This window comes from Paraglaciecola sp. (genome assembly GCF_051252315.1).
Lineage (GTDB): Bacteria > Pseudomonadota > Gammaproteobacteria > Enterobacterales > Alteromonadaceae > Paraglaciecola.
This window is the reverse complement of the sequence record NZ_JBPOFP010000022.1, coordinates 1-23,386: the sequence shown is the minus strand read 5'-3', so window position 1 is coordinate 23,386 and position 23,386 is coordinate 1. Positions and strand designations below refer to the sequence as shown.

At 39.1% G+C, this 23,386-nt stretch carries 24 protein-coding genes and 1 pseudogene; 15 read left to right on the top strand and 10 right to left on the bottom strand.

Going from position 1 to position 23,386, the window contains the following annotated elements:
* The first annotated feature begins 57 nt into the window (after positions 1-57).
* From serC to pyrF, 8 genes are all read left to right on the top strand, one after another.
* Complete coding sequence (gene serC, locus ACSHXM_RS06380; RefSeq protein WP_435687908.1) at positions 58-1,143, top strand: 3-phosphoserine/phosphohydroxythreonine transaminase; 1,086 nt, start codon at positions 58-60, stop codon at positions 1,141-1,143.
* Complete coding sequence (gene aroA / locus ACSHXM_RS06375) at positions 1,143-2,423, top strand: 3-phosphoshikimate 1-carboxyvinyltransferase (protein ID WP_435687907.1); 1,281 nt, start codon at positions 1,143-1,145, stop codon at positions 2,421-2,423. The genes serC and aroA overlap by 1 nt, the downstream gene beginning before the upstream one ends.
* Before the next feature lie 166 nt (positions 2,424-2,589).
* Positions 2,590-3,276, top strand: coding sequence for a (d)CMP kinase (gene cmk / locus ACSHXM_RS06370; protein WP_435687906.1), 687 nt, complete (start codon positions 2,590-2,592; stop codon positions 3,274-3,276).
* 113 nt (positions 3,277-3,389) lie between these two features.
* Positions 3,390-5,060 (top strand): 30S ribosomal protein S1, encoded by a 1,671-nt coding sequence (gene rpsA, locus ACSHXM_RS06365; RefSeq protein ID WP_435687905.1) that lies wholly within the window; start codon positions 3,390-3,392, stop codon positions 5,058-5,060.
* A 105-nt stretch (positions 5,061-5,165) separates the two neighbouring features.
* Positions 5,166-5,456 (top strand): integration host factor subunit beta, encoded by a 291-nt coding sequence (ihfB, locus tag ACSHXM_RS06360; RefSeq protein ID WP_435687904.1) that lies wholly within the window; start codon positions 5,166-5,168, stop codon positions 5,454-5,456.
* 153 nt (positions 5,457-5,609) lie between these two features.
* Positions 5,610-5,888, top strand: a complete 279-nt coding sequence (locus ACSHXM_RS06355; protein ID WP_435687903.1) for a lipopolysaccharide assembly protein LapA domain-containing protein — start codon at positions 5,610-5,612, stop codon at positions 5,886-5,888.
* Positions 5,888-7,057 carry a lipopolysaccharide assembly protein LapB gene (gene lapB / locus ACSHXM_RS06350; RefSeq protein WP_435687902.1) on the top strand — a complete coding sequence of 390 codons (1,170 nt, stop codon included), beginning with the start codon at positions 5,888-5,890 and terminating at the stop codon, positions 7,055-7,057. The genes ACSHXM_RS06355 and lapB overlap by 1 nt, the downstream gene beginning before the upstream one ends.
* 1 nt (position 7,058) lies before the next feature.
* Complete coding sequence (pyrF, locus tag ACSHXM_RS06345) at positions 7,059-7,769, top strand: orotidine-5'-phosphate decarboxylase (protein ID WP_435687901.1); 711 nt, start codon at positions 7,059-7,061, stop codon at positions 7,767-7,769.
* 61 nt (positions 7,770-7,830) lie between these two features.
* Here pyrF and ald read toward each other — a convergent pair whose 3' ends face one another.
* Complete coding sequence (gene ald, locus ACSHXM_RS06340; protein WP_435687900.1) at positions 7,831-8,964, bottom strand: alanine dehydrogenase; 1,134 nt, start codon at positions 8,962-8,964, stop codon at positions 7,831-7,833.
* A gap of 125 nt (positions 8,965-9,089) precedes the next feature.
* Between ald and lrp the strand changes: the two genes are divergently transcribed.
* The 7 genes and pseudogenes from lrp to serS all read left to right on the top strand — a co-directional run bounded on the left by lrp (position 9,090) and on the right by serS (position 15,848).
* Positions 9,090-9,575, top strand: a complete 486-nt coding sequence (lrp, locus tag ACSHXM_RS06335) for a leucine-responsive transcriptional regulator Lrp (protein ID WP_435687899.1) — start codon at positions 9,090-9,092, stop codon at positions 9,573-9,575.
* A 120-nt stretch (positions 9,576-9,695) separates the two neighbouring features.
* Positions 9,696-11,864 (top strand): annotated as a pseudogene (locus ACSHXM_RS06330) (DNA translocase FtsK 4TM domain-containing protein); the annotation flags it as partial.
* A complete protein-coding gene (locus ACSHXM_RS06325; RefSeq protein WP_435687931.1) occupies positions 11,865-12,131 on the top strand; it encodes a DNA translocase FtsK in 267 nt (88 codons plus the stop codon).
* Between the two features lie 26 nt (positions 12,132-12,157).
* On the top strand, positions 12,158-12,799 hold the full coding sequence (gene lolA / locus ACSHXM_RS06320) for an outer membrane lipoprotein chaperone LolA (protein WP_435687898.1): 642 nt from the start codon (positions 12,158-12,160) through the stop codon (positions 12,797-12,799).
* Positions 12,796-14,166: a replication-associated recombination protein A gene (locus ACSHXM_RS06315; RefSeq protein WP_435687897.1), complete on the top strand. Its 1,371-nt coding sequence runs from the start codon at positions 12,796-12,798 to the stop codon at positions 14,164-14,166. Before lolA ends, ACSHXM_RS06315 begins: the two co-directional genes overlap by 4 nt.
* A gap of 1 nt (position 14,167) precedes the next feature.
* Entirely contained in the window at positions 14,168-14,548 is a 381-nt protein-coding gene (crcB, locus tag ACSHXM_RS06310; RefSeq protein ID WP_435687896.1) for a fluoride efflux transporter CrcB, read from the top strand.
* A gap of 10 nt (positions 14,549-14,558) precedes the next feature.
* Positions 14,559-15,848, top strand: a complete 1,290-nt coding sequence (serS, locus tag ACSHXM_RS06305) for a serine--tRNA ligase (RefSeq protein ID WP_435687895.1) — start codon at positions 14,559-14,561, stop codon at positions 15,846-15,848.
* Between the two features lie 87 nt (positions 15,849-15,935).
* Here serS and ACSHXM_RS06300 read toward each other — a convergent pair whose 3' ends face one another.
* From ACSHXM_RS06300 to ACSHXM_RS06260, 9 genes are all read right to left on the bottom strand, one after another.
* Positions 15,936-17,489: a hypothetical protein gene (locus ACSHXM_RS06300; protein ID WP_435687894.1), complete on the bottom strand. Its 1,554-nt coding sequence runs from the start codon at positions 17,487-17,489 to the stop codon at positions 15,936-15,938.
* 59 nt (positions 17,490-17,548) lie between these two features.
* On the bottom strand, positions 17,549-18,469 hold the full coding sequence (locus ACSHXM_RS06295) for a TIM barrel protein (protein WP_435687893.1): 921 nt from the start codon (positions 18,467-18,469) through the stop codon (positions 17,549-17,551).
* Positions 18,469-20,187: a GMC oxidoreductase gene (locus ACSHXM_RS06290; RefSeq protein ID WP_435687892.1), complete on the bottom strand. Its 1,719-nt coding sequence runs from the start codon at positions 20,185-20,187 to the stop codon at positions 18,469-18,471. Before ACSHXM_RS06290 ends, ACSHXM_RS06295 begins: the two co-directional genes overlap by 1 nt.
* Entirely contained in the window at positions 20,184-20,708 is a 525-nt protein-coding gene (locus ACSHXM_RS06285) for a gluconate 2-dehydrogenase subunit 3 family protein (RefSeq protein WP_435687891.1), read from the bottom strand. The genes ACSHXM_RS06290 and ACSHXM_RS06285 overlap by 4 nt, the downstream gene beginning before the upstream one ends.
* A 167-nt stretch (positions 20,709-20,875) precedes the next feature.
* Entirely contained in the window at positions 20,876-21,214 is a 339-nt protein-coding gene (locus tag ACSHXM_RS06280; RefSeq protein WP_435687890.1) for a TusE/DsrC/DsvC family sulfur relay protein, read from the bottom strand.
* Positions 21,215-21,218: 4 nt separating this feature from the next.
* A complete protein-coding gene (gene tusB, locus ACSHXM_RS06275; RefSeq protein WP_435687889.1) occupies positions 21,219-21,503 on the bottom strand; it encodes a sulfurtransferase complex subunit TusB in 285 nt (94 codons plus the stop codon).
* On the bottom strand, positions 21,503-21,877 hold the full coding sequence (tusC, locus tag ACSHXM_RS06270) for a sulfurtransferase complex subunit TusC (protein ID WP_435687888.1): 375 nt from the start codon (positions 21,875-21,877) through the stop codon (positions 21,503-21,505). The genes tusB and tusC overlap by 1 nt, the downstream gene beginning before the upstream one ends.
* Positions 21,877-22,266 (bottom strand): sulfurtransferase complex subunit TusD, encoded by a 390-nt coding sequence (tusD, locus tag ACSHXM_RS06265; protein ID WP_435687887.1) that lies wholly within the window; start codon positions 22,264-22,266, stop codon positions 21,877-21,879. The genes tusC and tusD overlap by 1 nt, the downstream gene beginning before the upstream one ends.
* A gap of 108 nt (positions 22,267-22,374) precedes the next feature.
* Complete coding sequence (locus tag ACSHXM_RS06260) at positions 22,375-23,043, bottom strand: Bax inhibitor-1/YccA family protein (protein WP_435687886.1); 669 nt, start codon at positions 23,041-23,043, stop codon at positions 22,375-22,377.
* Positions 23,044-23,386 lie beyond the last annotated feature (343 nt).

Below are 23,386 nucleotides of genomic sequence, written 5' to 3'. Positions count from 1 at the left end.
GATAAGTTGTTCTAATAACGAGTGGCCTAGCCACTCGTTTTTTTTGGTGAGAAAAAAGTGTCAGAAATTTTTAATTTTTGTGCTGGTCCAGCTATGTTACCAGCAGATGTAATGAAGCAAGCCCAAGCAGAGTTTATTGATTGGCAGGGTACTGGTCGTTCTGTGATGGAATTGAGCCACCGTTGTAAGGAATATATTGCGCTTGCCAATGAAGCAGAACAAGATCTTAGAGATTTATTGTCTGTTCCTGATAATTATAAAGTGTTGTTTATTCAAGGTGGGGGAAGAGGACAGTTTTCTTCTGTTCCAATGAATTTAAAAGGGCTTGGTGAAAGTGCTGAGTTTTTATTAACTGGTTCTTGGTCAAAAGGAGCTCAACAAGAAGCTAATAAGTTTTTGCAGGCCAAGGTTGTTGGTAATACAGTTGAAAAAGATGGACTACTTTCAGCGCCAGAAATAACACCTAATGATTTAGACACAAAAAGTGCGTATTTTCATTATTGTAGTAATGAAACTGTTGATGGAATTGAAATTAACCAAGTTCCAGATTCTGGTGAGATCCCTTTAGTTGTTGATATGTCTTCAAATATCTTATCAAAACCAATAGATGTTTCTAAGTTTGGTGTTATTTATGCCGGTGCACAAAAGAACATTGGTCCCTCAGGATTAGCCGTTGTTATCGTTAGAGAAGATTTACTCGATTACGCCATGCCTGAAACGCCTACATTTTTACATTACAAAACCATCGATAAGTTTGATTCAATGTATAATACACCACCAACCTATTCTTGGTATTTAGCCGGACTGGTTTTTAAGTGGTTAAAAGAGCAGGGTGGATTAACCGCTATTGCTAAAAAGAACAATGAAAAAGCGGCATTATTGTATCAGTGTATTGATGAGTGTGACTTGTATACCAATAATGTGCATCCTGATTATCGTTCCAAAATGAATGTCACTTTTCACCTCAAAGATAAAGAATTAGATACTCAATTTTTGACCGAAGCAGAACAAAATGGTTTGGTGGCACTTAAAGGTCATCGAATTGTAGGCGGCATGCGTGCCAGCATTTATAATGCTATGCCCATAGAAGGCGTAGTAGCACTGACAAAATTTATGCGAGATTTCGCTAGGAGAAATGGTTAATGGAACAGTTATTATTATCACCCATTAATAAAATAGAAGGGACGGTAAACGTACCGGGCTCTAAAAGTTTATCAAATAGAGCTTTGTTGTTAGCAGCCCTTGCAAATGGTGAAACCCATTTAACGAATTTATTGGACAGTGAAGACATTCACCATATGTTAAACGCTTTGGCAAAACTTGGTGTGAAATATCGTTTGTCAGACTGTAAGACTCAGTGTTGGGTAACCGGGAATGGTGGCGCGTTTAACGTTTCAGAACCTGTTAGCTTATTTTTAGGTAACGCGGGTACTGCAATGCGTCCTTTATGCGCTGCACTAGCAAGCAGCCAAGGTTCATTTGAATTAACCGGTGAACCGAGAATGGAAGAGCGCCCGATAGGCGCGTTAGTCGATTCATTACGCCAAGCAGGCGGCCAAATTGAGTACTTAAAAAATGAAGATTACCCTCCTTTAATGATTCAAGGTCAAGAACTTAAAGGTGGTGAAATAACCGTAGATGGCAGTGTGTCTAGTCAATTTTTAACTGCATTACTAATGAGTGCTCCTTTATTTTCGAATGACACGAGTATCACCATTAGTGGAGAATTGGTTTCAAAGCCTTATATCGATATAACCCTAGATACGATCTCCAAATTTGGTATTCAAATAGAAAATCAAAACTATAAAAGGTTTGTGGTCAAAGGTAAGCAACAATACCAATCACCAGGGCACTTTATGGTTGAAGGAGATGCGTCTTCTGCTTCATACTTTTTAGCCGCTGGAGCCATAAAAGGTGGGGTTGTCAAAGTGACTGGGATCGGTAAATCAAGTATCCAAGGTGACATAAAATTTGCTGAAGTGTTAGAAAAAATGGGGGCAAAAGTAACCTGGGAAGAAACTTTTATTCAGGTAGAAGGCGCTCCGTTAAAAGCAGTTGATTTAGACATGAACCACATTCCAGATGCCGCGATGACAATCGCCACAACAGCGTTATTCGCCGAAGGCACAACAACTATTCGCAATATATATAATTGGCGAGTAAAAGAAACAGATAGGCTTGCCGCTATGAGTACTGAACTCAGAAAAGTTGGGGCAACCGTTATTGAAGGTGAAGATTTTATTAGTGTTACGCCAACTACTGATTTAAAACATGCCGCAATCGATACCTATAACGATCATCGAGTGGCCATGTGTTTTTCTTTGGTGGCTTTGAGTGATACACCGGTTACTATTAATGATCCAGGTTGCACTGCGAAAACCTTTCCAGATTATTTCGATAGGTTTGCAACTATTTGTCAATAAGGCTATTTATTCAGTAATAAAGGGGCATAAAGCCCCTTTTTTGTATCCGGAAGTAAATAGGTCTTCAATTGAAACAATAAGTTAATAAATTGTAACCCAAGTGTCATTGCTTATATAAATTGTATGGGTATAATTGCGCGCGATTTTCATTGGCTCAGGAGAGCGCATGTACATAGAACCTGTTATTACCATAGATGGACCAAGCGGAGCGGGTAAAGGAACGGCTAGTACATTATTAGCCAAAAAATTAGGGTGGCACTTTTTAGATAGTGGAAGCATATATCGTGTATTAGCGATTGCTTCAACCCACCACAAAATCCCTGCTGAAGATGAAGCTGGATTATTACCTTTAGCTTCTGGTTTAGATGTAAATTTCGAAACAACGGACAAAGGTGTACGGATCATTCTTGAAGGTGAAGATGTCAGTGACATTATTCGCACTGAAGAAGTAGGCTCGGTAGCTTCTCAAATCGCTTCACTTCCCCGAGTGAGAGAAGCCTTACTAAGAAGACAAAGAGCATTTAAACAGACGCCTGGGTTAGTTGCTGATGGTAGAGATATGGGAACAGTTGTTTTCCCTGAAGCCCAAGCAAAAATTTTCCTGACGGCTAGTGCAGAAGAACGCGCTGATAGACGTTATAAGCAGTTGAAAAATAAAGGTCATGATGTTAGTATGCCGCGCCTTTTGGCCGACATAAAGGCTCGTGATGAGCGAGATGCAAATAGAACAGTTGCTCCTTTAGTGCCTGCAAAAGACGCTTTGGTATTAGATTCAACAGAGTTGGATATAAACCAAGTTATTGAAAAGATTGAATTATTTGTTAATGCGAAACTAACTGAAATTGCAAGTTAACAAATAGCTTAAAAGTATAAAACCGCCAAGTTATGGATGATTTGGTAATGAATAACAACCCCGCGCTGACTGGATTGTAACGCGGATGTCAAAAAGAAATTTATTAAAACACTATGATTGAAAATTTTGCTGATCTATTTGAAGAAAGTTTAAAAGAACTTGAAACCCGTCCTGGCTCTATCGTTAAAGGTACTATCGTTTCTATCGATAAAGACATCGTACTTGTAGACGCTGGACTTAAGTCTGAAAGTGCCATCCCTGTAGAACAATTTAGAAACAACGACGGTGAACTAGAAGTTGCTGTTGGTGATCAAATTGACGTTGCATTAGATGCAGTAGAAGACGGCTTCGGTGAGACAATCTTATCTCGCGAAAAAGCGAAACGCCATGAAGCTTGGGTTGAATTAGAAAAAGCTTACACTGAAAAAGAAACCATCATTGGTGTGATTAACGGTAAAGTTAAAGGCGGATTTACAGTTGAAGTTAATACTGTGCGTGCTTTCTTACCAGGTTCATTAGTTGATGTTCGTCCAGTACGTGACACAGCTCACCTTGAAGGTAAAGAATTAGAATTTAAAGTTATCAAACTTGATGCTAAGCGTAATAACGTTGTTGTATCTCGTCGTGCTGTTATCGAAGCAGAAAGCAGTGCAGAGCGTGATACATTACTTGCTAACCTTGAAGAAGGTCATGAAGTTAAAGGTATCGTTAAGAACCTTACCGATTACGGTGCGTTTGTTGACTTAGGTGGTGTAGATGGTCTTCTACACATCACAGATATGGCTTGGAAACGTGTTAAACACCCAAGTGAAATCGTAAATGTTGGTGATGAAATCAACGTTAAAGTATTAAAATTCGACAAAGAGAAGTCACGTGTTTCTCTTGGTATGAAGCAAATGGGCAACGATCCTTGGCAAGAAATCGCTAACCGTTACCCTGAAGGCGCTAAATTAAGCGGTGCTGTAACTAACCTTACTGACTACGGTTGTTTCGTAGAAATCGAAGACGGTGTTGAAGGTCTAGTTCACGTTTCAGAAATGGATTGGACTAACAAAAACATCCACCCATCTAAGGTTGTTAACCTTGGTGATGTTTGTGAAGTTATGGTTCTTGAAATTGACGAAGAACGTCGTCGTATTTCTCTTGGTCTTAAGCAATGTATCCCTAACCCTTGGGAAGAGTTCGCTAAAGCACAAAGTAAAGGCGATAAAGTTAGTGGTAAAATTAAATCTATCACTGATTTCGGTATCTTCATCGGTCTTGATGGCGGCATAGATGGTCTTGTTCACTTATCTGATATTTCTTGGAATAAGACTGGCGAAGATGCTGTTCGTGATTATAAGAAAGGTGACGAAATCTCAGCTGTTGTTCTTCAAGTTGACCCTGAGCGTGAGCGTATTTCACTTGGCGTTAAACAAATTGAAGAAGACCCGTTCAACCAATACATCACTGACACTAAGAAAGGTACAATTGTTGTAGGTACAATTACAGCTGTTGATGCTAAAGGTGTTACTGTTAAATTGGCTGAAGAAGTAGAAGGTTATATCCGCGTTGCTGATTTATCTCGTGACCGTGTCGAAGATGCTACAGAAGTAGCAAGTGTTGATACTGAAATCGAAGCTAAGTTCATGGGCGTAGATCGTAAGAACCGCGTAGTTAACTTATCTGTTAAAGCAAAAGACCAAGCAGATGAGAAAGAAGCGTTAGATAAAGTAAATCAACAAGAAGAAGTTGGTTTCAGTAACGCCTTTGCTGACGCGTTCAATAAAGCGAAAAACGACTAATTAATTAGTCACCTATGCGTTAATTATTTTGTATATAACTTTGACAAAATAATTAGCGCGTTTATTATCGGTAGTAGTAGCTTTTTATTAATGGAGAGTTTGTACATGACAAAGTCAGAACTTATTGAAAGACTAGCCGATAAAGCACGTCAAGTTCCAGCTAAAGATGTTGAGTTGGCGATTAAAGAAATGTTAGAGCAAATGGCGCAAACTTTACAAAAAGGTGAGCGTATCGAAATCCGCGGATTTGGTAGTTTCTCTTTGCATTATCGTGCTCCTAGAGTTGGACGTAATCCTAAAACAGGTGAAACAGTGAAATTGGAAGGTAAGCACGTTCCTCACTTTAAGCCAGGTAAAGAATTACGTGAAAGAGTTAACGAAAGCTTAGCTCATTGATTTGTATAATTAATTTAAAAACGGCACTCCAATTGGAGTGCCGTTTTTGTTAGAGTAAGATAAAGTTTTATAAATATTTGTGAGTATTAAAGAAATGAACACAAATATCTTTCCAATTATTAGTCAAAGCCAAGTAGACATAGGAAATCATAAATGAAAGTCAAAGGCTTAGTGTTGCTCATCTTTGTGTTGTTAGTGCTAATTATTGCTGGTGTCGTCGGTGCACAAAATAGTCACCTTGTGTTAGTTAACTATTTAATTAATGATTTTTCTCAGCAAGTTAAAATGTCTTACGTTTTAGGTATAAGTTTTGGTTTGGGCTTTTTAGTGTCTAGTGTTTTGTTCTTAGCTTATGTTTTCAGACTTAAATGGCGTATTGGTAGCTTAGAAAGAAAGAATAAAAAGCTATCTCAAGTGGTTCCTCCAAAATAATGTTAGAAACACTCTTCTTATTGTTACCTGTTGCAGCCTGGTACGGTTGGGTGATGGGGCGCAATAGTGTGCGCCAAGCGCAACATAAACAATCTAGCATTTTGGCTAAGCATTATTACCGTGGCCTGAACTTCCTTTTATCTGACGAACCCGATAAAGCCGTTGATACCCTCATTAAGATGATTGATTTAGATAGTGATACGGTTGAAACTCATATTGCGATGGGCAAGTTCTTTCGTCATCGAGGTGAGTTAGATAGAGCGATACGTGTACATCAAAACCTAGTAAGCAATGAAGAAATATCAGCATCCCTTAGAGAGACTGCGTTATTTGAATTAGGTCGAGATTATATTTTGGCAGGCTTTCTAGAGCGAGCCGAAAACGCCTTTTTACAACTAATGAATAGCCAGAAATATTTTATAAAAGCACAGGCCCAATTATTTAATATTTACCAATCGACTAAAGACTGGCCGAAAGCAATTGAATTAGCCGAAAATATGATTGGTGCAGGAGGTGATAGCGAAGAGTTATGTGCCAGAGTTGCGCATTTCTATTGTGAACAAGCTAACGTAGAAATTGCTGATACTAAGTTTGACGCAGCGGAAAGTCATTTGAAAAAAGCCATAGTTGCTGACGACAAAGCGGTTAGACCTTGGTTAATGTTAGGTCAAATGGCTATGCAGCAAAAGCAATATGAGGCAGCTATAGCTCATTTAGAACAAGTGCCCGTTCGAGATGTTAATTGGTTAAGTGAAGCTATTCCCTTAATTTCTGAATGCTCAGAAAAGCTATCAGATGATACAAAGTTCACACAAATTTTAGAAAAATATTGGCAATTGTGCGCCACAGCTTACTTAGCAAAAGTTCAACAGTTCGCTAAAACTGGACAAAGTGCCAAGGCAGCTGAAGTTCTATTAGAGCAGTTAAAAAAACACCCAACTATGAAAGGCTTCAAAACATTAATGGGCTTGTATATCGATCTACAAGATCATGAACAATCAACTAATAGTTTGGTGTTATTAAAAGAATTAGTAGAAGAACAAATCAAACAAAGGCCCAAATATAGATGCCATAGTTGTGGTTTTTCCGGTAGTAAAATTCATTGGTTATGCCCATCCTGCAAAAAGTGGGGTGCAGTAAAACCAATTAAAGGTTTAGATGGGGAATAGAGTGACGAATATAGATAAAGATCCAAAAGTTGTAGTTGCATTGGATTTTGCTCAACTACAAAATGCGAATGCATTTATTGATAAATTGGATCCAAAATTATGTCGGTTAAAGGTTGGAAAAGAAATGTTTACTCATTTTGGCCCCAAATTTGTTAAAGGATTAATCGACAAAGATTTCGACGTGTTTTTGGATCTTAAGTTTCATGACATCCCAAATACGGTCGCTAAAGCCTGCCAAGCCGCAGCTGATTTAGGTGTATGGATGGTCAATGTTCATGCGTCGGGTGGTCCCAAAATGATGGAATATGCTAAAACCGCATTAGAAAGCAACGGATCTTCTCAACCATTGCTAATAGCGGTGACTATTCTAACTAGCATGGATCAACAGCAGCTATCCGCCATCGGCATAACATCCACTCCAGAAGAGCAGGTTTTGAGATTAGCGCAGCTTACACATTCCAGTGGGCTCGATGGCGTTGTGTGTTCAGCCCAAGAAGCAAATTTAATTAAAACTAAAGTGTCTCAAGATTTCACACTCGTCACTCCGGGTATCAGGCCTGTGGGGGCTGATAAGGGTGATCAAATGCGAATTATGACACCCAAACAAGCGATTGATGCCGGTTCAGATTACTTGGTGATTGGACGTCCTATTACCCAATCAGCCGATCCAATTCAAACTCTAATAGATATTAATCAGTCAATTTTGAGTTAACCCTGCTTGGGTTAGTGCAAAACACCAATGGTTTTGATTTATTCCATTGGTGTTTTGGCTTTTAATTAAGTTCTAACGCCTGTTTTGGTTTCATGTAATTCAGTGGTAACTTATCTGCCAATGCGTCGACTACGGCTTTGTACGTTACGACTCCTTTATGCACATTTAGGCCATTTAAAAGGTGTAGGTCCGCTAAAAGTGCTGCTTTTGTGCCTTGGTTAGCTAGAGAAAGAACAAAAGGTAAGGTAGCGTTAGTTAAGGCTATTGTGGAGGTGCGTGCGACACCTCCAGGCATGTTTGCCACGCAATAATGTACAACTTCGTCAACAACATATACTGGATCTTGGTGGGTTGTAGCTTTAGATGTTTCAAAACAACCTCCTTGATCAATGGCGACATCCACCACCACAGCTCCTTTCTTCATATTAGCGATATTTTCTCGCGTTAATAATTTTGGTGCCGCAGCGCCTGGGATAAGCACAGCACCAATAACAAGGTCAGCTTCTTTTGAGTACGACTCAATAGCATCTGACGTTGAATAAACCGTGTTTAATCGGCCAAAAAATAAGTCGTCTAATTCTCTTAATCTAGGTAATGACCTATCTAATATTGTGACATTCGCGCCCATTCCCATCGCCATTTTGGCTGCATTTGTGCCTACTACTCCACCACCAATTATTAACACATTACCCGGTGTTACTCCTGGGACTCCTGCTAAAAGTGTACCGTTACCTCCTTGAGCTTTTTCTAGGTAGTGAGCCCCAGCCTGTACTGCCATTCTACCTGCCACTTCGCTCATAGGAGCTAAAAGGGGGAGTGTATGATAATTATCAGTCACTGTTTCGTAAGCAATACACGTACTGCCCGATTTAACTAAAAGGTCTGTTTGAGTAAGATCAGGGGCTAAATGTAAATAGGTAAAGAGTGTTTGACCAGAACGTAACATTTTGCATTCGTTTGGTTGCGGCTCTTTAACCTTTATTATTAATTCAGCTTTGTCGAAAACTGTTTGGGCGTTATCAACAATCTCAGCTCCGGCTGAAATATAATCCATGTCTGAAAAGCCAACCCCCATTCCCGCTTCTGTTTCAATTAATATACTGTGTTGATGACTAATAAGTTCTTTAACCGCAGTAGGAGTCAGCCCAACTCGATATTCATGGTTTTTAATTTCTTTTGGCACACCTATTATCATTTTAAATTCCAAAGCTGTAAGTTTTCAATGGCAGAATTATAGAGGATGTCTTCCAATTAAATATTGGGTAATAAGGTTAATGGCGGTATATTATATTGATAAAAATTAGTATTGGAGTATTTAATTTGCTTATTAACACCCCGAAACATATAGATAGAATTGACAGAAATATACTCATTGAACTTCAGAAAAACAGTAAAATAACCAATGCAGAATTAGCCGCTAGGGTTGGATTAAGTGCAAGTCCATGTTTAGAGCGAGTTAAAAGACTAGAGTCTCAAGGTTACATTACGGGATACCATGCTCGCGTTGACCCTTCTAAACTTGGCGCGTCTATGTTGGTTTTTGTAGAAATCACATTGACCAAAACATCAGTCGATATATTTGAGAAGTTTTCCGCAGCAGTTAAAACACATGAAGATATTCAAGAGTGCCATCTAGTCTCTGGTAACTTTGACTTTCTTTTGAAAGCCCGGGTTGCAGATATGTCTCGATATCGAAAATTACTAGGTGATACATTGTTGCAATTACCTGGAGTAAGCGAGTCAAGAACCTATGTTGTGATGGAAGAGGTCAAAGAGTCTACTCTGGTGAAAATTAGTTTAAAATAATTGTTTAATATCCGAGCGTTAGGCCTTTGATAACTAGGATTTTTTGCCCTTGGCTGGTATCGTATGTGGTATATATTTTTTCAGACATTTTAGTCTTAAACTCAGAATGATAATAAAACTATGGCGCGACTAACAGGCATTCAAAGAATAATGGAAGTAGGCATGATGATCAGTTGCTTATTTGCGCTTTTTTTATTACTTGCCTTAGCTTCTTTTCATCAAGCCGACCCTGGTTGGAGCCAAGCAGGATTGCAAACCGACGTGAATAATTGGGTGGGGCCAATAGGAGCGTGGTTTGCTGATATCCTATTTTTTACCTTTGGGAGTTTTGCTTACAGTTTACCCTTTGCTTGTGCATTCGTTGGATGGTTTTTGTTTCAACAAACTAAAAATTTGTTAGAAATAGATTATTTGAACATCGGTCTTAGGATTATTGGTGTCATTTTACTGGTACTTGGTACGACGGGTTTATTAAGTATGAATGCCAGTGACATATATAATTATGGGGCAGGTGGAGTGATTGGCGATATCCTAAGCTCTTCACTCATTCCTTATTTTAGTTTAGTCGGTACTACTTTAACGCTATTAAGCTTTTTTTGTGCTGGAGTGACTTTATTGAGTGGTATTTCTTGGCTAACAATAATCGATAAATTGGGAGCATTTGTTATCGTTTTGGGCAAGTTTTTATACAAAACGCCAGAAAAGTTGAGGAATACTTCTATTCCATTATTAAATAAACAAAATGGAGAAACGCAACAAACTCCCCAAATAGTTGAAAAAATTCCATCGGATGAGCCCTACTGGAATGCGAATAGTTCCTTTGATGCTGAAAATATTGACGATAGCCCATTTAGTGTAGAGCCAAGTATTCCTCCAGAGATATTAGATGAACCAGAGCCAAAGGCCGCTAAAAAGAGTCCAATCTCAGTTAGTGAACTAAAGAAAAAAATTAGTCTTTCACGAAATAAACAAAAGACGTCTTCTGAAACGACTGAAGATCAAAAAGTGAATGAAGTTGAAGATACTGAGGATAGCGATGACGCCAAAGTCGAGGCTCCGCAAGGGGTTATGCCTTCGTTTGAGTTACTTGAACGTCCAGATAAAATTAAGAATCCAATAACGCCAGAAGAGTTAGAAATGGTATCGCGCCTTCTTGAGTCCAAGTTGGCTGACTTTAACATTGAAGCACGTGTTGTGGGAGTTTATCCGGGACCAGTTATAACAAGATTTGAAATGGATTTAGCCCCTGGTGTCAAGGTCAGTAAGATCACCACCTTGTCTAAAGATTTGGCTCGTTCAATGTCAGCTATATCAGTACGTGTTGTGGAAGTGATACCAGGTAAATCAGTCATTGGTCTTGAGTTACCGAATAAACAACGTGATATGGTGCGATTAAGTGAAGTGATCGTTGACGATGTTTTTCAGTCTTCAGAGTCACCATTGACTATGGTTTTAGGTGCGGATATTTCAGGCAAACCAGTATTTGTTGATTTAGCCAAAATGCCACACCTATTAGTTGCAGGTACGACTGGTTCAGGTAAGTCTGTGGGTGTAAACGTAATGATCTTAAGTTTGTTGTATAAATCAACACCTGAAGATGTACGTATGATTATGATCGATCCTAAGATGCTTGAACTTTCAGTTTATGAAGGGATCCCGCATTTATTGGCAGAAGTCGTCACAGACATGAAAGAAGCAGCTAATGCACTTCGCTGGTGTGTTGGGGAAATGGAACGTCGATATAAACTCATGTCAGCTTTAGGCGTTAGAAACCTTAAAGGTTTTAATGCAAAAGTACTGAAGGCGATAGAGGAAGGTGAACCAATTCGCGATCCTTTATGGAAGTCTGAAGAAAGCATGGAAACAGAAGCGCCATTTTTAGAAAAGTTACCAGCGATTGTAGTTGTGGTAGATGAATTTGCCGACATGATGATGATAGTTGGTAAAAAAGTAGAAGAACTCATAGCCCGTATTGCACAGAAGGCGAGGGCGGCAGGGATTCATTTAGTGCTAGCTACTCAACGGCCATCAGTTGATGTCATAACAGGATTAATTAAAGCCAATATTCCTACACGAATTGCCTTTCAGGTTTCTTCTAAAATTGATTCAAGAACAATATTAGACCAGCAAGGTGCAGAAGCTTTGTTAGGCGCTGGTGACATGTTGTATTTACCCCCAGGAACGGGTGTGCCTACTCGTGTGCATGGTGCATTTGTTGATGACCACGAAGTGCATGCTGTGGTAGCCGATTGGAAGCAAAGAGGGGCTCCTCAGTATATTGACGAAATATTGAATGGTGACGCGAGCGCTGAAATATTGCTACCTGGTGAACAACCAGAAGGTGAAGATCAAGAATACGACGTATTTTATGACGAAGCTGTAGCATTTGTGACTGAAACTAGGCGAGCTTCTGTGTCTAGCGTACAGCGAAAATTCAGAATTGGTTACAATCGAGCTGCGCGATTAGTGGAACAAATGGAACAAAGTGGCGTCGTAAGTTCACAGGGACACAATGGTAATAGAGAAGTTTTAGCATCCCCAGCACCAAGAGACTAAATAATCCAATATAGGTTTAACCATAAATGAAGACAGTTGTACAAATCAAATCATGTGTGTTTTTAGTTATTAGCATGATGTTCAGTGTGTATACGAATGCGAATACCGACCAAGCTAAACAATTATTGCAAAGTAAATTATTGACCTTTAAAAGTTACCAAGCAAACTTTGTCCAGACCGTTGTTGATCTCGATAATACCGTTTTGCAACAAGCAAATGGCATTTTGTATTTACAACAACCTAACAAATTGCGTTGGGAGTTATTTGCTCCAAATGAAAGTACATTAATTGCAGATGGCGAGTCTTTATGGAATTTAGACCCATTTATGGAACAAGTTGTTGCATATAAACAATCTGCTCAAATAGAAAATAACCCACTTATATTGCTCACAGACTCTAACAGTGATGATTGGGATAACTATCAAGTTAGTCTTGATGAAAATAAGTTTGTTATTACACCTAAAGAAGCCCTTAGTAGCGGTGTGTTTTCTTTAACCTTAATGTTTGATAACGAAGATAAGTTAACGGAACTTTCAACAATTGATTCCCAAGGACAAGCAAGCACTTTAAAATTTAGTAAGATACTTCAAAATACATCAGCGGCTAAAAGTACGTTTATTTTCAGTTTACCTAAAGGTTGGGAATTAGATGATCAGCGGGCACCATGACTTCAAAACAAACTGCTGAATTTGACTTTTCTTCTGAGCAGGATGGTTCTAATCCACAAACTTTTGCACCTTTAGCTTCCAAAATGCGCCCGACTCGGGTTGAGCAATATTGTGGGCAGCAACACATAATAGGTGAGGGAAAGCCTTTAAGAACTGCTTTATTGCGTGGTCAATGTCATTCCATGATCCTCTGGGGACCACCAGGGACAGGTAAAACAACCTTAGCAGAACTCGTCGCAAATCATTGTGATGCCAATATCGAACGATTATCTGCAGTTAGCAGTGGTGTAAAAGACATAAGAGCAGCTATCGACAAAGCAAAAATGTTAGCTCAAAAAGATAAGCGTACTATTTTATTTGTTGACGAAGTACACAGGTTTAACAAAAGCCAACAAGATGCTTTCTTGCCTTATATTGAAGATGGAACCGTGACATTCATTGGGGCTACAACTGAAAATCCATCTTTTGAACTGAATAAAGCTTTGTTATCTAGAGCTAGAGTCTATGTACTAAAAAGTTTATCAGACGATGATTTAAATACTGTACTTGAGCAAGCGCTAAAAGATGATAAACGTGGGTTAGGCAAGTTAAATCTAGCGCTGGATGATTCAGCAAGGTCGATACTAATAGATTTGGCTAGTGGCGATGCAAGACGATTACTTAACTACCTGGAGTTAAGTTCTGACTTTATACCGACTGACGCCACAAGCAATACGCTTACTCTAAAAATGGTTAAGCAAGCAGTTGGTGAGAAAGTCGCTCAGTACGACAAGAAGGGGGATCATTTTTATGATTTGATTTCTGCTTTTCACAAATCTGTCAGAGGCTCATCGCCTGATGCCGCGCTTTACTGGTATGCTCGTATGTTAGTGGCCGGTTGTGATCCATTATATGTAGCTCGGCGCTTATTGGCGATAGCGACAGAAGACATAGGGAACGCAGATCCGAGAGCGATGGAAATTTGTTTAAACGCCTGGGACATTTTTCATCGAGTAGGGCCATCTGAAGGTGAAAGAGCCATTGCCCAAGCGACTATTTATTGTGCCAGTGCTGCAAAAAGTAACGCGGTTTATAATGCATTTAAGTCCGCTGTTCGAACAGCAAAAGAAACATCTGATTATGCTGTACCTGAACATTTAAGAAATGCGCCAACAAGTTTAATGAAAGATTTAGGATACGGGCAAGAATATCGCTATGCCCATAATGAAACTCACGCTTATGCAGCTGGTGAGTGTTATTTTCCAGAAGAGTTAAGGGATATACAGTTCTATCAGCCTACTGATCGTGGGTTAGAAAAGAAGCTAGATGAAAAATTGTCATTTTTAAAAAATTTAGACTTACAAAGTCAGGAGCAAAGGTACAAATAGTATGCAAACAGTGACAATTTATATTTTTATCGCAATAGGTGGGGCAACAGGGGCCTGTTTACGCTATTTTTTATCACAACTTATGCTTCAATGGTTTGGCAAAGGCTTTCCTTTTGGTACACTTCTGGTCAATGTAATCGGCTCCTTTTTGTTAGGTTTTTTGTACTCTCTACTAGAGCATGGACAATTAGAAGCTGCGTTGTGGAGAACAACTATTGGTGTTGGCTTTTTAGGGGCACTAACCACTTTTTCCACATTTTCAGTCGACACATTAATGCTCTTTCAACAAGGCTTATGGTTTAAAGCAGCGTTAAATATAATGTTAAATATAACCTGTTGTTTATTTGCAGCATGGTTAGCCACACAATTAGTTAAAGGTTAAATAAAACAAGATGTTAGATCCAAAATGTTTGCGCGGTGATATTCAACAAACTGCAGAGAAACTTCAAAGACGAGGGTTCGACCTGGATGTAAATGCATTTACGGAACTTGAAGAAAAACGTAAATCTTTACAAATGAAAACCCAAGAATTGCAAAATGAAAGAAATGTACGTTCTAAGTCTATCGGTAAAGCAAAAGCTTCTGGTGAAGATATACAGCCACTATTAGCCGAAGTAGGAAAATTAGGTGATGAACTGGACGCTGCAAAATCTGATTTATCATCTTTATTAGAAGAAATTGCTAATCTAGCTCAGGGTATACCAAATTTACCAGACGACTCAGTACCTGCTGGAAAAGACGAAGAAGATAACTTCGAAGTGTCAAAATGGGGTACGCCTAGAGAATTTGATTTTGAAGTAAAAGATCATGTTGATTTAGGTTTTGCTGTGGGTAAGGGGCTAGATTTTGAAACTGCGACTAAGTTAACTGGCTCTCGTTTTGTGGTATTACGTGGGCAAATTGCTAGATTACATCGAGCTTTAGCTCAGTTTATGCTTGACCTGCATACACAAGAGCATGGCTATGCTGAAATGTATGTGCCGCTGCTAGTTAATCACGACAGTATGCGTGGTACAGGCCAATTCCCTAAGTTTATGGGGGATGCATTTCACACTAAGCCCGCCACAGAAGAAGGGCAGGCTCTTTCGTTAATTCCTACTTCCGAAGTACCTTTAACCAATATTGCACGTGACGAAATTTTTTCTGCAAAAGAATTACCAATTAAAATGACCGCTCATACCCCATGTTTCAGAAGTGAAGCTGGTTCATATGGTCGAGACACACGTGGCCTTATTAGGCAACACCAGTTTGATAAAGTTGAATTAGTACAGTTAGTTAAACCAGAATCTTCTTTTGAAGCCCTAGAAGAGTTAACAGGCCACGCTGAGAAGGTATTACAACTACTAGAGTTACCTTATCGTAAAATGTTGTTATGTACTGGCGACATGGGCTTTGGCGCCTGCAAGACATATGACTTGGAAGTGTGGTTGCCAGCACAAGACACCTACCGTGAAATATCTTCATGCTCAAATATGCTGGATTTCCAGGCTCGCAGAATGCAAGCTCGATTCCGCAGTACTGAAACTAACAAACCAGAGTTACTGCATACCTTAAATGGTTCTGGGTTAGCTGTAGGTCGTACATTGGTGGCTATTCTAGAAAACAACCAACAGCAAGATGGATCGATTACGATCCCTAAAGCCTTGCAGTCTTATATGAATGGTGTCGAGTCGATTGGTTAAATACTCATTTATTTGGATATTTAAAAGCCGAATTAACGAGTGTTAATTTGGCTTTTTTGGGTTTGGCTTTACTGAACTAACTAATTGTTAACCTTCATTAATATATACTTTACCAGTTGTCCATTTTCTAACTAACCCTTGCCAGTATGAGACATCCCAATTTAGGCTTTTTCCGAGTTTGATGGCTTTTTCTACGTTGTCTATTACTAATCCAAAATTTCGGCCTACACTATTTTTTTCAGCAACGGCTAACAGAAAGTAATACTCTGGGTTGCGAGCTTGGGTTTCTTGTAGTCTAGTTAAGTATTGTTTTGCTAATGTGAAATCATGCAATGATTTTTCGGTAGCTAACATCCTGAGTTCAGACGCTTTAAGGGTGGCAGCAATATGATCTTTTTTCATCGCAGATTCATACCAATATAAAGCTTTTTTCTCATCATTATTAACCCAAGGGCTGGACTTAATAATATTAGCTAATAGGTATTCAGCCTTAGGTAGTCCGTATTTACTGGCTTCAGATATCCAATGTATTGCCTCAGTTATGTTCGTTTGTTCTCTATACAACATCGCACCTAACTCATACTGAGCCCTAGGGTCGTTTAGCTGAGCAAGCTCCTTAAGTTTAGCTTCGGCTTCGCCTTCTTCTTGTTTTAGCCACTTAAAGGTCATTAACATCATGGCATATTGATATTTATCTTCTCGTTTGGTGCTTTTTTTCAATTGTTTAGCTAGGCGCCTGACTTTATCAAACAGCACTTCGTGTTTGTCATCAAATTTGTTTCTAGCGTAGGCTGCTGATCCAATATAACTTCTATTGACGAAGTTTACTCTGGTGTCGTTAAAGGTTGGGGCAGGGAATTTGTTTTTCACAAACTTCTGTTCCAAAGTTTGAGAGTAACCAATTTTTTGTACTGGAGTGGCATTACGTACAGAGCCATCTGGGCCAATATCATAATCAACAATTAAAAATGGTGTACGTCGAGTGAATCTGAATTCTGGTCGTAATTGAATAGAATAACGCAAATCATCACCAGGCTGCATTTCAGTTAATTGGTTACCAGCCGAAAAGGCAAATGCGCCAGATTCATCCCCAGAAAATGACTCATTAGTATCAAACCCTGTATCGTCAAATGCATCTGCCATGTCTTCTAATATGAGGTCGACATCTTGGTAGTTAACGTTTAACTTACCCTTTCCACCAAAGGTAATTTTCTCATTTAAAGTATCTTGGTTTAGCACAGGAAAATAGTTTTCTTGTACTTGTTCTTTACCAAAATTATTTTTCACTATCGACAATAGTTCGATTGCTTTGTCTTGTTGTTGTTTACTTAATAATTTAAATATCTTTTTTGTCGCATTTCTAGCGTCACTAAATTCATATTCGGCAGCCAAGGCAAACCAAATATACGCACTTATATCATCTCTAGGTACTGAGAGACCTTTATGATAAATCGTACCTAATTGATAAAATGCATGTGGGCTTCCTATTTCAGCAGCCCCTGAATATTCTGCAATAGCTTGCTCATATTTGTGTTCGGCAAAAAGTTGGTCGGCTTTAAATACGTCAGCAGACAAAGCCGGTAGGTTATACAGACTAGTGCATAAAAGTGTATATCTGATACTACGAGTGAATATATTCATCTTATCCTTATCAATAAACTGCCTGACCTTTGGCACAATTAGTATATTAAATTTTGAAACTAGGTCAAATTAATACTCTTTGCTAGATTGGCTAAATCTATTGCTGCTTGTAGGTCATCTTTGTTTTTAGGAAAACATTCTGCACCAATATATCCCTTGTAGCCAAGTTCTCGTAAACGCAATAACACTGCACCATAGGCCACTTCTTCGGTGCCCGGCTGGTGTCTACTTGGAGAATCGGCCAATTGTATATATCCAATCTGGTCAAACCCATTTTCCATGTGAGTGATCAAGTTACCGTTAGTACGTTGCATATGGAAGAAGTCCCAATTCAGTTTAATGCTTGGGGAGTTAACTTCACGACAAATAGACAATCCAGGTTCACCGCCATTGATAAAATGTCCTGGATGGTTGAATGGATTGTAAGGCTCAATGGTGGCCATTACTCCGGCTTTTTCAAATATAGGAGCAGCTAGTTTTATGGCTTGAGTGTAGATTTCAATGTTCTGTTTTTCTGATTGGCCTTTAATGTTCTTATGACCTGTTAGATTAAAGTTGGGCACCTTAAACACTTCACAAAGTTCAATAGCACCTTGAGTCCATTCAATAAATTTATTGTGATTATTCACGTCACCTAGGTTAGGGGCGCCAGGAGAAAAACTTGTTATGGTAATGCCTTCATCTTTAGCACGTTGTGCTATCAACTTTGGAACCTTGCCTTTTTTAGGTTGCATTGGATTCCAAAATTCTACTGCGTTAAATCCCATCTCTTTTGCAGCCGAAATGCGATCTAAAAATGGCAGGTGTTTAAACCACATTTCTATATTACATGAAAAAGAGCCAAGCCATTTTTCTCGCTCAGCTATAGGCATAACAATGGGCGCTGCTTTAGCCTTTTTATCAGTAGAGGCACAGGATGATAAAGCACCGCCTGCAACGCCGGCCGCTAGTGTAGTGGTAATAAATTTACGTCTATCCATTATAATTTACCTTGTTGCATTAGATCTGCGGCATAATTTGCCGAGCGGGCTGTCATAGCCATATAAGTTAGGGAAGGGTTTTGCGTTGAACATGACGACATACAAGCCCCATCAGTGACAAATAAATTTGGTACGTCATGTGATTGCGCCCATTTGTTTAACACTGAAGTTTTTGGGTTGTCTCCCATGCATGCACCACCCATTTCGTGGGTTCGTGCACCCACCATAATGTGTTTGTCAGCAGGTGTTTCTGTTACCTTAATATCTACACACCCCCCAGCTTCTAGTAACTCTTTCACGTCTTTAGCCGCTTGAACTATCATTTTACGTTCGTTGTCTCTAATCGTTGCATCTATGTGTAACTGAGGTATGCCCCATTTATCTTTTTTAGTTGGATGTAAACTCACGTAGTTATCAAAGTATGGCAACATTTCTCCAAACATAGCGGTAAAAAAGCGCCAAGGGGCAGGTTGTCTTGCTTGTTCTTTGGCTTTGACGCCGATTCCAGCTCTTTTGGCGGTTGTCCCTGTTATTGGCCTAGTTGAGCCACCACCTTGAAAACCGTATCCTCTTACAAAATCTACATCATCAGTTTTTTCGTGGCGAAAATTTGGGATATATGTGCCGATAGGCCTACGACCATATGAAAACTTATCGTCAAATCCCGGCACTGTGCCGCCTGCCATCGCACCGGTAAAATGATCCATTATATAGTGGCCTAAGGCGCCACTTGAGTTACCTAAACCTGTAGGATAGGTAGTTGATTTTGAATTTAATAATATTTGCACTGAGCCTAGTGCTGATGCACAAAGAAATATAACTCTTGCCTTGTAGGTTCGTTTCTCGTGGGTATGGGCGTCTACAACAGTCACGCCTGAAGCTTTTCCACTAATATCGTCGTACTCAATATGTGATGCGATTGCATCGGTAACTATGGTTAAGTTTCCTGTGTTCCTAGCTGCGGGCAGTGTCGCTGATAAAGCACTAAAGTAACCACCAAAGGTGCATCCTCTATCACAATATGAACGAGCTTGGCATTTACTTCTGCCGAGTTTGGTTTGCACTTCAGTTGGCTCGGTCATGTTTGACGTTCGGCCAATTATCATATGCCTGTTTTTCAAGTTTTTGGCTATGTTGGTAGACACATATTCTTCAACACAACTCATATCCCAAGGTTTTTGATAGACACCTTCTGGTTGATCGGGTAAGCCGTCCTTGTTGCCTGAAATCCCTGCAAATGTTTCAACATAATCATACCAAGGGGCGATATCGTCGTAACCGATTGGCCAAGGAATACCATGGCCGTCTTTCGCATTTGCTTCAAAATCTTTAGGACCAAAGCGTAAGGAAACTCTTGCCCAAGTAATTGACCTGCCTCCTAAATGATAACCTCGGGTCCACATAAAGGGTCGGTCTTCAGGGTAAGAATAGGGGTATTCTTTTTCGTCTGCAAAAAACTGAATAGACTCTGTTTTAAGTCTTTTCTTTTTTGTTTTTAACATTCTGTAACGACCTTCTTCGTCGTATATTTCAGAACCCATACCGCGATTTTCTAATTGCCAGGGGGCCTGCATGTCTTTATATTCAGTGCTTGGGTGGTCTAAGTGCCGACCTCTTTCTATGACTAAGGTTTTAAACCCTTTTTCGCAAAATTCCTTTGCTGCCCAACCACCTGTCATGCCAGACCCAACAACGATTACATCGTATTCTTGTTTCATAATTGAATACCACTTCTTACTTTTTCTAGTTGATTTTTAGACAGATTTCCATAATATTTTCCTGGTATCAGTACAAAATTAGGATTAGCTTCTTCAGATGTGTAAAAGACATGGAAGATGATTTCTTTAAGTTTTCTATAGTTTTTTGATAAGGTTGTTTTTTTATTTTTGAACGCCGTGATGTCTAATTGTTCAATAAGTTGCAGCCTTAGATTATGTGGAAGTTGTACGTAATCGGTCCCATATGTCTCTTTGCTTAACGACATAATTTGTTTTATACAAGTTCTAAACTGTTGTTTAGTTTGGGTTCCAGCCCAAGTTAACATAAGTCCATCTAAAACCGGGATTACATGAGCATCTGTTGCGCCTGGGGTCGATGTCTTTGGGATCATGATTTCAGCAACATCACTTAATATCGTGAGTTCGTTAGCCGAATAAAATTGACCATTTTCTGTAATCACCAATAGTTGATTGTCTTGAGAGAGTGCTTTAGAAAATATTGGTGCAGAAACAAGGTACATTGCCGTACCTATAAATACTCTTCTACTTATAGTGAAGTCTTGCATCTGTTTAAAACTTTATTGCTTTAGGTTGCAACAATGTTAACAGTTTGCAAAAGGTTCAGTAAAGTAGTGATTTCATATATAAAGTAAATATTGTGTAAATATAGTCGCTAACGCCAAATACCTTATAAACACTTTGCTGGTTTAGGGAGTCCAGCTAATTTAGTGGCTTGTTTTGCAGGCCCTTTGGGAAAAAGTTTAAATAGATATCGACTGTTGCCTTTTTCTTCACCAAATTCATTTTTCATGGCTTTGACTAAAGCTCGCATAGCGGGGCTGGTGTTATATTCCAAGTAGAAGTTTCGAACGAAATTGATCACTTCCCAGTGATTATTGGTAAGCTCAATGTTTTCTTGTTTGGCTAGTTCAGGAACTAAGTCTTCGTGCCAATCAGATACAGATAATAAATATCCAGCTTTATCTACCGCTAATTTAACACCATTAAAATCAACAAAATAATCCATTCGTTTACCAACTTATCACTTGGTTACATTCTAAACTTAATTGAACGAACTCTTTGTAATCAATGGCTGAAAAGACCGTGTTATCAAGCTGTAACCCCCGAGCTAAGACATCGTCTGATAAACAATATATGGGGGATAAAGCTTTAAGTTTGGGCAAAATCTCTTGATCTCTACAAGCATAAACTGCGTCACTGCAAAGTAGTATTTTGTCTTTACTTGCGGCACGTTGTAAGCATTGTTTAAGGCTTGTTGATTCAAATGGGCTTTTGTTTAGTTTATGTAAAATCATCAAAACACCATTGTGTGTCTATATAGGGCTATTTTTTGTGCGTGTTCTGTATGGCTGAGTAATGTTACTGGAATACACAAAGATGAAATATCGAGATTGCGTACTTTTAGACTCTCTTCACACACATATATATTTTCGATATCGTAAAACTCAAGAGCTGAAAAGGTTTTGAAATAGGCTTTTGCTTGTATGTTCTCAGGAGACTGGTGGGCTAGAAGTTGAAAAACGCCGTCGTCTATAAAAAATAAACTGACTTCTTGCCCAAAGTTACTTAAAGCTAGGGCTAACTCTAGGCTCTCTTGTCCTTTAGATGTGCCAAAGGGGCTCGTTTGATTAACAATTGCGACGCCTGAAACAGGGTTATTTACAGTCATTAAAATTGTACCAACCTGTCACTGTCTTTTATAAGTACGGCTAATTCACCTAATCCAACTGACTCAAAATTGGGTGATAAACTAAAGTGACTTTGATCTGAATCTTGCGCATCTTGAATATTGGTTATTCCACGTTTGGTTGCCGCATTTACGCAAACTTGTAATGGCACATGGTAATCGTTACCCAATGTTTGCCAGGCTTTTAACAAGTTAAACTCATCTGATGCAAAAATTTGTAGGGCGTTACCATTTAAGGTGCCATTTTCGTAAAAAAATATGCCGTTAATTTTATGGCCAGATTCAATGGCCGCTACAGCAAACTTGTAGGCGGTATAAGAGCCTTGAGTGGAATAGGGTGCGCTAGTAACGAGGATTGTGAAAGATGCCATGGATTGAAACGGAAATGTCCAAAAAGTGAGTGATACCTATTAGTAATGTAACATAAAAAAACGCCTCAGCAATGTGAGGCGTTTTAGAAAGTTTGTTTAAACTAAAGTTTAGTCGTCACTACCAAACGCACCTAAAAGGTGAAGGATAGAAGTGAACAAGTTATAAATGTTTAAGTACATAGAGACTGTTGCACGAATATAGTTAGTTTCGCCACCGTTAATGATACGGCTAGTATCATACAAGATGAAACCAGACATAATAAATACGATTGCCGCGCTAACTGCTAGACTAAGTGCTGGGATGCCCAAGAATATATTAGCAATCGAGGCAACAACAGCAACGATTAAACCAACCAATAAAAAACCACCCATAAAAGAGAAGTCTTTCTTAGTCGTTAATACATAACCAGATAAGCCAAAAAAGACTAAAGCTGTCGTACCAAGAGCTTGGACGATAGTTTCAGTGCCACCCGGGAATCCAGCATAATAATTTAGCATTGGGCCTAACGAACCACCTAATAACCCAGTGAACGCAAATACGAACCAAATACCCATTGAACTTTCAGCTGCTTTATTCAAAAAGAATATCATCACAAGTGCGCTTAAGCTCATTACCATAGCTGCACCTTGTCCGAGCCCCATAGCCATAGCAAAACCAGCACATACCGCACTAAAGGTTAATGTCATAGCTAACAACATATAGGTGTTGCGCAATACCTTATTCGTTTGTAAAGCAGATGCTTCACCTGCCGTACTAAAGGACGTTCTTTGTTCCATTTTATTCTCCAAGATCGAAAGTGAAATCAGTTTTGTAACTATATAGTGTATTTGTATGGGGTTTGGTTCAATATTTCAAGTAATACCGTATTAAATATTCGTTGAAAAGCGTAACTTGATGTAAATATAAACAAAGTGGGTAAAGTATAAACAAACAAAATATTTTTTAAACTTAGTACTTTACATCAAATTAAAACGTCTCTATTATTCGCCACCTCGATTCGAGCTAAGCGATTTTAACTCGCAAGGTTTGAAAGAGATAAAATTTGGATAGCTGGCAGAGCTCGGTTTAATGCACCTGACTTGAAATCAGACGTACGGTCAAACGTACCGGGGGTTCGAA